This is a genomic window from Dokdonella immobilis, from assembly GCF_900115085.1.
GTDB lineage: Bacteria > Pseudomonadota > Gammaproteobacteria > Xanthomonadales > Rhodanobacteraceae > Dokdonella > Dokdonella immobilis.
In genome coordinates this window covers 21,512-34,303 of record NZ_FOVF01000017.1, presented here as the reverse complement: position 1 = coordinate 34,303, position 12,792 = coordinate 21,512, and the positions used below count along the sequence as shown (strand labels likewise).

The following is a 12,792-nucleotide window of genomic DNA, read 5'->3' as shown; positions in this document are numbered from 1 at the left end:
CCCCGGTGCATAAAAAACCCATGGATATCATGGGCATGGGCCGCAATCGGGTGTCCGGGCAGCGCGCATTGGCGCAGCCACCTACAATAGCCGGCCCCAATCCCCGTATCGAGGACATCCGGTGACATCACGACGCGGCATCATTCTCGCCGGCGGCTCCGGCACGCGCCTGTATCCGCTGACCCAGTCGGTCAGCAAGCAGCTGTTGCCGGTCTACGACAAGCCGATGATCTACTACCCGCTCAGCACCCTGATGCTGGCCGGCATCCGTGACGTGCTGGTGATCAACACGCCGCACGAGCAGGCCCTGTTCCAGCGCCTGCTCGGCGACGGCTCGCAGTGGGGACTCTCGATCCGCTACGCCGTGCAGGCATCGCCGGACGGGCTTGCACAGGCCTATCTGATCGGCCGCGATTTCGTCGCTAATGATCCAAGCTGCCTGATCCTGGGTGACAACATCTTCTACGGTGACGGACTGACCCGCCTGCTGCACGCCGCCGACGCGCGTGCGAGCGGGGCCACGGTGTTCGGTTACTGGGTGCGCGATCCCGAACGCTACGGCGTGGCCGAATTCGACGGCGAGGGCCGCGTGATCGGCCTCGAGGAAAAGCCGGCGCGGCCGAAATCGAGCTGGGCCGTGACCGGACTGTACTTCTACGACGGGCGCGCCGCCGATTTCGCCCGCGACCTCAAGCCATCGCCGCGCGGCGAGCTCGAGATCACCGACCTCAACCGCTGCTACCTGGCCGACAATTCCCTGATGCTCGAGCGCATGGGGCGCGGCTTCGCCTGGCTCGATACGGGTACCCACGAGTCGCTCGTCGAAGCCTCGAGCTACGTGCAGACGATCGAAAACAGGCAGGGGTTGAAGATCTGCTGTCCCGAGGAGATTGCCTTCCTGCAGGGCTGGATCGATGCCGAGCAGGTCCTGCGCCTGGCCGCGCCGCTGGCCAAGAACGCCTACGGCCAGTACCTGAACGAGCTTGTCCGCGAGGGACGTCGCGGATGAAGCTGATCAAGACGGCACTCGAGGGCTGCCTGGTCATCGAGCCGAGGGTGCATGGCGACGAGCGCGGCTTCTTCTACGAGAGCTTCAACGCCGGGCGCTTCGCCGAGGCCGGACTCGACCTCAACTTCGTGCAGACCAACGTGTCGCGCTCCGCGCAGGGCGTGCTGCGTGGCCTGCATTACCAGTGGCCGAACCCGCAAGGCAAGCTGGTCAGCGTGCTCGAAGGCGAAGTCTATGACGTCGCCGTCGACATCCGGGTCGGCTCCCCGAGCTTCGGCCAATGGGCCGCGGCGATCCTCTCGGCGGAAAACAAGCGCCACTTCTGGGTGCCTGAAGGTTTCGCCCACGGCTTCGCCGTGCTCGAGGGGCCGGCCACCTTCCTCTACCAGTGCACCGCGCTGTACGACCACGCCGCCGATGCCGGCATCCGCTGGAACGATGCCGCCCTGGCGATCGACTGGCCACTGGCCCGGCCGTCGCTGTCGGACAAGGACGAGAAGGCGCCGTTTCTCGCCGACGTGCCAGCCGACCGGCTGCCGGTCTTCGCATGAACGTGTTGTTGCTCGGCGCCAGTGGCCAGGTCGGCCATGCCCTGCGCCAGCCGCTGACGGAGCTCGGGGTGCTGACCTGCGCAACACGCTCGGGGTCGCTCGAGGACGGGGAGGCCTGCTTCGCCGTCGATCTCGAGGACGGCGGATCGCTCCGACGCGCCCTCGATTCGGTCCGGCCGCAGCTGATCGTCAACGCGGCGGCGTACACGGCGGTCGACCGCGCCGAGCAGGAAGCGGACCGGGCCGACCGCATCAATCACCGCGCGGTCGGCGAGATCGGCGCCTGGGCCGCGCGCAACGAGGCCCTGGTCGTCCACTATTCGACCGACTACGTGTTTGCCGGCACGGATCCGCAGCCCCGGCGCGAATACGACCCGACCGCGCCGCTCGGTGCCTACGGGCGCAGCAAGCTGGCTGGGGAAATCGCCTTGCGCGACAGCGGCGCACGGCATCTGATCCTGCGCACGGCCTGGGTCTATGCGGCGCGCGGCCACAACTTCCTGCGCACGATGCTGCGCCTGGCCGGCGAACGCGACGAACTGCGCGTCGTCGACGACCAGATCGGCGCCCCGACACCGGCCCACTGGATCGCGCAGGCCACCGCTGCCATTCTCTCGCGCCTGAATGCAATGCCAGCGACCGGGCGCGACCTGGCGTTGGGCACCTACCACGTCACGGCCACGGGACATTGCAGCTGGTGCGCCTTTGCCGCCGCAATCCTGGCAGCGGCAAGGACGGCCGGCCTGCTTGAAAAGTCACCACGGCTGGTGCCGATTGCCAGCGTCGAATACCCGACGCCGGCGCGGCGACCTGCCTTTTCAGTCCTCGACAACGCCAGGCTCGCCCTCGTGTTCGGACTACAATTGCGGTCCTGGGAAGAGGGACTGCGCGAAGTGATCGGCGAACTCGCCGCCACTGAAGCCCCTGGAGAAAATCAATGATCGTTCCGGTGATCCTGTCCGGCGGCGCTGGCACCCGGCTCTGGCCGGTGTCGCGCAGCGCCTATCCGAAACCCTTCATGCGCATGGGCGATGGCCAGTCGCTGCTGTACAAGACCCTCGATCGTGCGCTGCGCCTGGCCGACGGCGGCACCGTACTGACCGTGACCGGACGCGACTACTACTTCCTGACCCGCGACGAATACGCCAACCATCCCGATGCGGATCTCGACAAACTGCCGTTCCTGCTCGAGCCGGTCGGCCGCAACACGGCCCCGGCCGTGGTTCTCGCCGCACTGCATGCGCTCGAGCATTGCGGCGCCGACGCGACCCTGCTGATCCTGCCGGCCGACCACCTGATTCGCGACCTCGATGCCTTCGTCGCCGATGCGCAGCGCGCAGCGGCGCTGGCCGAGGACGGCTGGCTGGTCACTTTCGGCATGCCGCCGAGTTCGCCGGAAACCGGTTTTGGTTATATCCGCATGGGCGCCGAGATCGCGGGCAGGGAAGGCCGCGAGGTCGCTGCATTCGTCGAGAAGCCCGATCGCGAGACCGCCGAGCGCTATCTGGCCGCGGGCGACCATGTCTGGAATTCGGGCATGTTCTGTTTCCGCGCCGATGCGCTGATCGCGGCGGCAGAAAAGACCTGCCCCGACGTGCTGGCCGCGGCTCGGGCCTGTCATGCCAGCGAGAGCGGCCAGTCCAGTCCGGTCGAGTTCGCCCGCGAGGCCTTCCTCGCCCAGCCCGACATCTCGATCGACTACGCGATCATGGAGCGCGCGAAACGCGTCGCCGTGGTCCCGGCGCGCTTCGACTGGAGCGACATCGGTTCCTGGAAGGCGATCAGCGACATGGATGCCGAGACCGATTCGGCCGGCAACCGCGTGCAGGGGCAGGCGATCATCGTCGAGAGCGAGAACTGTTACATCCAGTCCGATTCGCGCATGGTCGCCGCGGTCGGCGTGAAGAACCTCGTCATCGTCGATACCGGCGATGCCGTGCTGGTCGCCGATCGCGAGCGCTCGCAGCAGGTCAAGATCGTCGTCGACCGGTTGCGCAAGGACAACCACCAGGCCGCTTCGTTCCACAAGACCGTGCATCGGCCCTGGGGCAGCTACACGATCCTCGAGGATGGCGAGGACTGCAAGGTCAAGCGCCTGACCGTCAAGCCGGGACACGTGCTCTCGCTGCAGCTGCACAACCGGCGCAGCGAGCACTGGACCGTGGTCAACGGCACCGCCAAGGTGCGCATCGGCGAGCGCGAATTCCTGCTCAATGCCAACGAATCGGCCTACATCCCGATGAACACCGTGCACCGCCTGGAGAACCCTACCGCGCGGGATATCCACCTGATCGAGGTGCAGTGCGGCGACTATTTCGGCGAGGACGACATCGTGCGCCTCGAGGATCGCTACGGTCGGGTGCAGAGCAAAGTTTGAGATTTCGCCACGCAATGCGATAGTTTACTATTTCGTTTCGCCCAAGGGACTGTCGCCATGCCTGCAAGAATCCTTCTTCACCTCCTCGTTTTCGCGATTCCGGTATTCGCCTTTGCCGCCGAGCCGGTTCCGTTGGCCGACTTTGCGCGCCACATGCAATTCAAGGAGGTCAAGATCTCGCCCGACGGCGCGCATCTGGCGGTCAGTTCGATCATTGAAGGCAAGGTGGTGCTCTCCATCATCGACCTTGCCAGCAATACCGGTCTGACCCTGCGCCCGCGCGACGACGACGAGGTCTCCGAATTCTGGTGGGTATCGCCGCGACGCGTCGTCTACTCGGCCGCCGTCCATACCGGCCAGCTCGAGGCGCCGTCACTGACCGGCGAACTGTTCGCGGTCGATGTGGATGGCAAGAACAAGGACACCCTGTTCGGCTTCCGCAAGCGGGGAAGTGCGATCGCGGGTTCGACCGGCAGCCATATCCAGGGCGGGCGACCCGAATATGCCAGTGCGACGATGCTCGATACGCTGCGTGACGATGACGAAAACGCGTTGATCGAAGTGCAGCGCTGGAACTGGAGCCATGTCGGCACCGCCGGGGGCGAGGACCTGCATGCCGAAGTCCGGCGCATCGATGTGAAGACAGGCAAGACGCGCACGGTCGCGATCGCACCGCTGACTGGCGCGCGTTTCCTCAGCGACCACAAGGGCGCCGTGCGTTTCGTCGCCGGCGACGACGCCGCGCAGAAGCGCAAGGTCTATTACCGGGACAACGACGACGCCGAGTGGGAGTTGATCCTCGACGAAGGCAAGACCGGGAACAGGGTCTCGCCCGTCGCCTTCAACCGCGACGACAGCTCGGCCTATTTCGAGTGTGGTGGATCGAAGAACCGCGGTGGCTTGTGTCGATGGGATATCGAGGCGCGCACGTTCAAGACGCTCTGGAGCGGGACCGAGTCCGAGGCGATCGGGTTCGAGGAAACCTTCGATGGGCAGGACCTGTTCGCCATTCGTTCGATGCCGGGCCGGCCGGCCATCGCCCTGCTCGACAAGAACGCACCGGAAGCAAAGATCCTGGTCGAACTGATGGGCCAGTTCCCCGGCGAGGATGTCCACTTCGGCAACGCCAGCAAGGACGGCAAGAAGGCCATCGTGATCGTCGAGGCCGATCGCGATCCCGGCGCTTTCTATCTGTACGATGCCGAGGCACGGAAGCTCACCTTCCTGATGGCTCGCGCGCCGTGGGTCAAGCCCGAGAACATGGCCGCCATGGAGCCGTTTTCGATCAAGGCACGCGACGGTCTGGATCTGCACGGCTACCTGGCCAGGCCGGTCGGCAAGGAAGAGGCGAAGGACCTTCCCCTCGTCGTCCTCGTGCATGGGGGCCCTTACCGCGTCCATGACACGTGGCGATATCAGCCGACGGTCCAGGCCCTGACCAGCCGGGGATACGCCGTTCTGCAGGTCAATTACCGCGGCTCCGGCGGATACGGCGATGCCTTCGTCAAGGCCGGCTATGGCGAATGGGGCGCCAAGATGCAGGATGACGTGACCGACGCGACACGCTGGGCGATCGAACAGGGCGTCGCCGATGCCAAGCGCATCTGCATCTTCGGCGGCAGCTATGGCGGCTACGCGGCCCTGCAGGGCGCGGTCCGCGAGCCCGGACTCTACCAATGCGCGATTGGCTATGTCGGCGTCTACGACCTCAACCTGATGAAAACGCGCGGCGACATTCCGAAGTCGTTCTTCGGTGAAGGTTATCTCGAGACCGTGCTCGGCGACGACGAGAAGGTTCTCGCGCAGCGTTCACCGATCAGCCAGCTCGAACGACTCAAGGCCAAGGTCATGCTGATCGTTGGCGGCCAGGACAAGCGCGTTCCGCCGGTGCAGGGAGAAAGCCTGCGCAGCGCACTGATCAAGCGCGGTGCCGAGCCCGAATGGCTGTATCAGCCGACCGAAGGGCATGGCTTCTACGACGAGGCCAATGTGACCGACATGTACGAGAAGGTCCTCGCCTTCCTCGATCGCAATATCGGCCAGGGCAAGGCGACGGAAGTGGCGAGCCCCTAGGGATTGATCGCCCCGCGACGTCGCGGGGCGATCCAACCCGTTGCCTTCGGTCAGGCGCGCAGCATGCGCAGCAAGCCCGCCGTCGAACCATCGAGGCCGTCGACCTTGCCCGATTCGAGTCTCGGCAGGAGTTCGTTGCATAGCGCCTTGCCGAGTTCGACGCCCCACTGATCGAAACTGTTGATGTTCCACAGCGCGCCGCTGACGAACACGCGGTGTTCGTAGAGGGCGATCAGGCAGCCGAGTGCGTGCGGCGTGAGCTTTTCGAGGAGCAGGGTGGTGCTCGGGCGGTTGCCCGGAAACGTGCGATGGTGGGCGAGCATCTCCGGGTCGATCGCGTGGCTGGCCGTAGGCGTTCGCTCCATCGCCGCCTGTGCGGATGTCTTGCCGAGCATCAGCGCCTGCGACTGGGCGAGGCCATTGGCCAGCAATTTGGCGTGCAATCCGGGATGCCCGTGGGTCGGCGTGCGCACGAGGATGAATTCGACCGGGATCACGTCGGTGCCCTGGTGCAGCATCTGGAAATAGGCATGCTGGCCGTTGGTGCCTGGCTCACCCCAGACCACCGGGCTGGTCGAGAATGGCAGTGATTCGCCGGCCAGGTCGACGCGCTTGCCGTTGCTCTCCATCTCGAGCTGTTGCAGGTAGGCAGGAAAGCGCTTCAGACCCTGGTGGTAGGGTGCGATGCTGCGGCTTCCGAAGTCGTGGAAATTGCGATACCAGACATCGAGCAGGCCGAGCAGGATCGGCAGGTTGCGCTCGAGCGGCGTCTGCGCAAAGTGCGCATCCATGGCGTGTGCACCGGCGAGCATGGCGCGAAAGTTCTCCGCTCCGATCGCGAGCGCGATCGGCAGGCCGATTGCCGACCATAGCGAGTAGCGGCCACCCACCCAGTCCCAGAATCCGAACGTCGTGTCGATCCCGAAAGCGGCGGCAGCTTCCACGTTCGTCGTCGTCGCCACGAAGTGCTTGCGCGTGTCGCTGCCACCATGGGCGAGGAACCAGTCGCGAGCCAAGTTGGCGTTGGCCATGGTTTCCTGCGTCGTGAATGTCTTCGATGCGATCACGAACAGGGTCTCGGACGGGTCGAGCCTGGCCAGGACCGGAGCGATGTCATGGCCGTCGACATTGGAGACGAAGTGGAAGACCAGGTCGCGGTGCGCATAGGCCTCGAGTGCCGGCACGGCCATCTGCGGACCGAGGTCGGATCCACCGATGCCAATGTTGACGACATGGCGGATACCGCTCGTTGCCGTGTCACGGATTCGGTCGGCCCAGGCCAGCATTCGATCGAGTACGTCGTGCACCTGTTCGCTGAACGGACCTTCGCCGCGAGGCGCCCGCAGCGCCGTGTGCAGCACCGGGCGACCCTCGGTGACATTGATCGGCTCGCCTGCCAGCATTGCGTCGCGACGCTGCTCGACGGCGCACTCCCGAGCCAGTTCGACCAGCAATGCCAGGGAGCGTGAGTCGATCAGGTTCTTCGACAGGTCGGCGAACACTTCGGGCGCCTGGAACGACAGTGTGTCGAACCGTTCCGGATCCTCGGCGAAGGCGGCACGCAGGTCGAAATCCGCGCCCTCCTCGAGATGGAATTGGCGCAGGAGAGACCACGCCCGGGTTCGATCACAGCGGATAGCAGGATTCATGTATCGGTCGGCCGGCATGTTGCTAAGTGCAGAGCATAGCGACTGGGAGAACGTTTTGGGTCGAGCAAAGCCTGCATTGTGGTGCCGCGTCCGGAATATGCCGAGCGTCGCCCCAGGCTGGGTAGCCTTTGCATCGAGTGAACTCGCAGGGCCCGGGCGCGTGGCAGGGGAGACGCCGAAGGCGCGGATACCGGGATTGAACGGGGCGGATATGCCCAGATGCCACAACCGGCATGCGGCCCCTGCCGTGGACGTGCCAGTGACGATTCGCTGGTTGCCGGCCCCGGCCTTCGATCGATCCGTCGGAGTTCAGGGTTGCGCGACGAGTACTTCTGCGCTCACAGGCAGACGTCGAAGTCGCCCCAGAAGATGTGCTCTCCGGGATCTTCGTATGCGCCCATGTCGCTGTCCACATAGTAGCCCCGGAATGCCTGGCGCTGGTCGCACGGCGTGGCAGTATTCCAGCCTGCCTGCAGCGCCGGGCTGCCGGGCAGCAGGGCATGCGTGCGGGTGGGGCCGCCATTGTCGGCCAGCGGTCCAAGCAACGGGTCCGCGCTGATGATCGAGCCGAGGATGTTCGCTTCAGTGCGCATGACGAGGCTCTGGTCGGAACTCAGTGCGAAGGTTTTCATGTCATCCGCAGCGACGTCCGCGCCTGCCGACGTGGACGGTTCGTTGTCCGCCACGATCGAGCTCCACAGGTCCACCAGTCCGGAGGATGTGGAATTGTTCTGGATGCCGCCCGCACCGGTCGCGCTTCCCGTGTTGAATGCCACCGTGCTCTGGTGAACGTTGAAGAAGGCGTTGCCGTAAAGGCCGCCTCCGGCGACAGTTGCGGTGTTGTTCGAAATGGTGCTTCGAAAAACCAGGTCCGTGCCGCCACCATTTCCGGCGAGTCCTCCGCCGTAGTTCGCCGTATTGTGGTCGATCGTGCTTCGCCGGATGAAAGCCCCACCCTGGTAATCGATGCCACCGCCTCGACTCAGCGCGGTTGAATCGTCTTCGGCGCTGTTGCCGGAAACAGTCGAGTCGAGCGAAGAAAAATCATGAGTGGAAGCGCCTCCACCACTTGCCGACGGGAGCGGCGTGGGGGCGGATCCGGACTTGATGGCCCGATTGTTCGTGAGCTGGCTGCTCTTCATATCCAGCGTGCCGGCCGCAAAGACGCCACCACCCGCCGCGCCAGGAACGCCGCTTGCCGTGCACGACGAAACAACCGCATGGTCGAGGGTGAGGCTCCCGGCCGAACGGATACAGCCGCCCTCCGCAATGGACGATGAAAGCATGGTTCCATGGCGAATCGTCAATGCGGTGATCGCCAGGATCCCGGTTCCGGAATGGTCTATCACGCGAGAGTTGGATTGCGGCTCGATCGTGAGCATAGCGGCGCCGGGCCCGGTCAGCGCAAGGTTATCTTGGGCCACGACGAGCTCGCCGGCGATCAGCTGGATGAGCGGGCAATCAAGGCCGCCTAGGTCGACGGAATCGCCATTGGCTGCGATCGCGATTACGGAACGCAGGCTGCCGGCGCTGCCATCGTCGAGGCACGTCGTCACCGGGAGCGTGTTTCCGGCGAGTGCGATTCGGGTGACCAGGAGCAGCAATCCTGGCGCCGCAGCAAGAGAAACAAGATTTCCTGTGTGACCGTTCGTGCGCCGCTCATCCATGTCTTCATTACTCCCATGTGGCAAGTCGCTGTTGCCGCGATCGTGGCAAGAACTCGAATTTTCGGCGCCGGAAGTTTAACTTTCTGCTTTTGGCGTCAGGTGCAACTATACTGGAAATTACCCTTCTGGGTACGAGCGGACAGTGAGGCCCTGCAGATTGCCTTGCGAAGTCGCCTGCATCTCTTTCCGTCTCCGCGGGATGCGCTGCCTGGCTCCAGGCAGCGCATCCTTGGCGGAATCCGAGGCAGTCTTACTTGCGTTCGGCCGCACTCGCTTCGCGAATGGCGCGGAACTCCGAATCCTTGCCCCATGCCGGCCAGCGCCGCGAATTGGCCAGGTCGTTGCCGAGCTTGTAGAGCAGGGGCAGGTCGTGGGCCATGCCGGCGAAGGTCCAGTCTGCCTGCCACTCGTCGGCGGGCTGGTGGTAGCGCTTGCTGACGTAGTCCTTGCCGGCCGCCTCGCCGGCCTCGATGCCGCCCTCGACCCAGTCATTGCCCGAGCCGTACGACAGCGACGGCACGCCGCGCTTGGCGAACGGGAAGTGATCGGAGCGGAAGAAATGGCCGGCTTCCGGGTGCGGGTCGGTCACATACGCCATGCCGGCTGCCTTGCCATCGGCGATGAGGGCATCGAGCAGGTCGGACTGGGCGCTGCCCGAGGTCGTGAAGTTGCGTGCGACGCCGGTCGGATCGAGCGCATCCATGTTGATCACGCCCACCGTCCTGGCCAGCGGATAGAGCGGCCTGGACGAGTAATACTCGGAGCCGAGCAGGCCCTTCTCCTCGGCGGTCACGTTGAGGAAGACGACCGTGCGCTCGGGCTTCGGGGCGTGGGCGAAGGCGCGGCCGAGTTCGATCAGCGCGGCGGTGCCGGTCGCATTGTCGACCGCACCGTTGTAGATGGTATCGCCGTTGGCGTCGGGCTGGCCGACACCGAGATGGTCCCAATGCGCGCTGTAGATGACGAACTCGTCGGGATGCTTGCTGCCGTCGATGCGACCGACGATGTTCTGCGAAGTGATGACTCCGGAATCGACCGCATAGTCGGCGGAGAAGCTTGCGCCCTTGATTGGCACGGGCTTGAATGCGCGCGTCTGTGCCTGCTTCTTCAGGGCATCGAAATCGAGACCGGCCTGCTTGAAGAGGGCCTTCGTCGTGTCGAGTTGCAGCCAGCCTTCGACCGGGGTATGCACGGCCTTGGGATCATCACGGACGACATCGAACATCGTGTTGGTGTTCGAATTCTTCACGGTCGGCCAGCCATAGGAAGCCGGCTCGGTCTCGTGCACGACGAGCAGGCCGAGTGCGCCCTGGCGTGCGGCTTCCTCGTACTTGTAGGTCCAGCGGCCGTAGTAGGTCATGGCCTTGCCGCCGAAGTCGCCCTGACCGGATTCGAAATCGGGATCGTTGATCAGGGCGATGGCGATCTTGCCCTTGAGGTCGACGCCCTTGAAGTCGTCCCACTTGCGCTCCGGGGCGAGCGTGCCGTAACCGACGAAGACGAGCGGCGCATTCTCGATAGCGACCTTGGTCGAACCGTCCATGGCCGCGCGGACCGCGATCTGCTCACCCTGCTTGAGCGTTTCGGCCTTGCCGTCAACCTTGATCGACAGGGACGGATCGCCGACGATTTCCGCACGCAGCAGTGGAACGGCCTGGGTCCACAGTCGCTTGCCATCCTTGAGATCGCCGCCCGGCTCGAGGCCGGCCTCCTTCATCTGGGCAATGACGTATTCAACGGTCTTCGTTTCGCCGGCGGTTGCAGGACCGCGTCCCTCGAACGCATCGGAGGAAAGTACCTTGACCTCATCGGAGAGACGCTTCGCGTCGAATGTTGGGGCATTGGCCGCGTACGCGATGATGGGAAGTGTCAGCGCGATTGCACTGGCTAGAATGCGATTCATGATGGGGTTCTCCAGATTACAGGTAGACAACCCCCTGATGTTAACAGGCCGCGCGCAACGCCCGACCCGTGCCTTTTGGCCATTGCCTCAGATCCCTGGGCCGGATTTGGCAGCAGATGAACCTTCGAATTTCGCCGCTTCGTCAAGCAGCCAGGTCCGAAACCCACGAAACCCAGGGTGATTCCGGGAACGCGCCGGATAGACCAGATAGTGCGCAAAGGGCGATTTCATGCGTTCCGCAAACAAGGCGACAAGTCGGCCGCTTTCGATCATGGGCCGTGACAGCGTGGTGCGCCCGAGCGAGATGCCGAGGCCTTCGACCGTTGCACGCTGCGTTGTCTCGGAATCGCTGAAGCGGGCGACATAGCGTTCGGGTTCGCGGCCACCATGCAGCTCGAACCATCGCGGCCAGGCGTCTTCGGGGCTCAGTAGCGGCCATTCGCCGAGGTTTTCGAGACGCGGCCACTGACGTCCTTCGAGCAGACTCGGGCTGGCCACCGGAGTCAGCCACTCCTCGAACAGCAATTCCGACTCCAGGCCATCCCAGCTGCCCGGTCCGTAGCGCAGGGCTGCATCGAATCGGCCTTGCGCGAAATCCACGCGCTCAGCCGACGAATCGAGGTTGAATTCAAGATCCGGATAGCGGGCGACGAATCCTGGCAGGCGAGGCACCAGCCAGCTCGAGGCCAGCGAAGGCAGCGCGCTCACGCGCAACTCGCAGTCCCGGCTGCCCGCGAGCGAGTGGACAGCGGAGCGGATGGCGTCGAAGTGCGGGCCTACTCGTTCCAGCAAGGTGGCGCCTTCGGCGGTGGGTTTCAGCCCGCGCGGTCCGCGCACGAATACGCTGACACACAGGCGCCTTTCCAGGATGCGGATCTGATGACTCAGTGCGCTCACGGTCAGATTCAGCTGCTCGGACGCACGCGTCATGTTGCCGGCCCGCGCCGCAGTGACGAAGACATTCAAGGCATTCAGCGGGATTCGTTCCATGTTCAATTTAATTCAATGCTGACACTCAAAGATGTCGCTTCTGGTCGTTGCGTTGGCCAAGTATCGTGGGCCACAGAAGTTGAAGCAACGACGCGAACTGGAGGAGTCATGTTGAACGAATTAAACAAGATTGCCGCGGACCTGTTGGGCATGCAAGGGTTTCCGACGGGCGCATTTTCCAGGCTCGAAGCAAAAGCCGAGGTCACCGGCGCGACGGTTCCGGCGGACGGTTCGCCGCCTGCGTCGGGGCTCGCCGAGCCCGGACCCTGTGCCCCTGCAGCCCGTCCGGGAGTGCGGATCGCGGCCTGACCCGGTCTTGCCGGGACAAACCGACCCTGGCGGATTCCTCGCAATCTTCGGAACAGGCCGGCAATGGGCGGACTTGCCGATTCCGGTAAGGCGCGCTGACTGCGCAAACGGCCCGAACGACGGTGCAACGCGGGCTGCGGGGCGAACCCCCCGGTCTGGCGGAAACGATGACTTTCGGCCTGTTGTGCCAACACGTGCGCTCTACTACAGTAGTAGTACTACATCTGTAGAAGAGGGTTGGGAGTGAAAGCAGCAAACGTCAGT

At 64.4% G+C, this 12,792-nt stretch carries 9 protein-coding genes; 5 read left to right on the top strand and 4 right to left on the bottom strand.

The window, feature by feature from the left end; genetic code table 11:
• The first annotated feature begins 121 nt into the window (after positions 1–121).
• From rfbA to BM125_RS12080, 5 genes are read left to right on the top strand one after another with little or no spacing between them, the layout of a single operon-like run.
• On the top strand, positions 122–1,009 hold the full coding sequence (gene rfbA, locus BM125_RS12100; protein ID WP_092408304.1) for a glucose-1-phosphate thymidylyltransferase RfbA: 888 nt from the start codon (positions 122–124) through the stop codon (positions 1,007–1,009).
• Positions 1,006–1,560, top strand: a complete 555-nt coding sequence (gene rfbC, locus BM125_RS12095) for a dTDP-4-dehydrorhamnose 3,5-epimerase (protein ID WP_092408302.1) — start codon at positions 1,006–1,008, stop codon at positions 1,558–1,560. Before rfbA ends, rfbC begins: the two co-directional genes overlap by 4 nt.
• A complete protein-coding gene (gene rfbD / locus BM125_RS12090) occupies positions 1,557–2,501 on the top strand; it encodes a dTDP-4-dehydrorhamnose reductase (RefSeq protein ID WP_092408300.1) in 945 nt (314 codons plus the stop codon). The genes rfbC and rfbD overlap by 4 nt, the downstream gene beginning before the upstream one ends.
• The gene (locus tag BM125_RS12085; protein ID WP_092408298.1) at positions 2,498–3,937 is read left to right on the top strand and encodes a mannose-1-phosphate guanylyltransferase/mannose-6-phosphate isomerase; all 1,440 of its coding nucleotides are present in this window, start codon (positions 2,498–2,500) and stop codon (positions 3,935–3,937) included. Before rfbD ends, BM125_RS12085 begins: the two co-directional genes overlap by 4 nt.
• A gap of 57 nt (positions 3,938–3,994) precedes the next feature.
• Positions 3,995–6,010, top strand: a complete 2,016-nt coding sequence (locus BM125_RS12080) for an alpha/beta hydrolase family protein (RefSeq protein WP_092408296.1) — start codon at positions 3,995–3,997, stop codon at positions 6,008–6,010.
• Between the two features lie 50 nt (positions 6,011–6,060).
• Here the strand turns inward: BM125_RS12080 and pgi are convergent, their stop codons facing one another.
• The 4 genes from pgi to BM125_RS12060 form a co-directional block, all read right to left on the bottom strand.
• On the bottom strand, positions 6,061–7,659 hold the full coding sequence (pgi, locus tag BM125_RS12075) for a glucose-6-phosphate isomerase (RefSeq protein ID WP_092408391.1): 1,599 nt from the start codon (positions 7,657–7,659) through the stop codon (positions 6,061–6,063).
• A gap of 338 nt (positions 7,660–7,997) precedes the next feature.
• Entirely contained in the window at positions 7,998–9,326 is a 1,329-nt protein-coding gene (locus tag BM125_RS12070) for a choice-of-anchor Q domain-containing protein (RefSeq protein WP_139224977.1), read from the bottom strand.
• A 250-nt stretch (positions 9,327–9,576) separates the two neighbouring features.
• Entirely contained in the window at positions 9,577–11,229 is a 1,653-nt protein-coding gene (locus BM125_RS12065) for a M28 family metallopeptidase (RefSeq protein WP_092408292.1), read from the bottom strand.
• 87 nt (positions 11,230–11,316) lie between these two features.
• Positions 11,317–12,219, bottom strand: a complete 903-nt coding sequence (locus tag BM125_RS12060; RefSeq protein ID WP_092408290.1) for a LysR substrate-binding domain-containing protein — start codon at positions 12,217–12,219, stop codon at positions 11,317–11,319.
• Positions 12,220–12,792 lie beyond the last annotated feature (573 nt).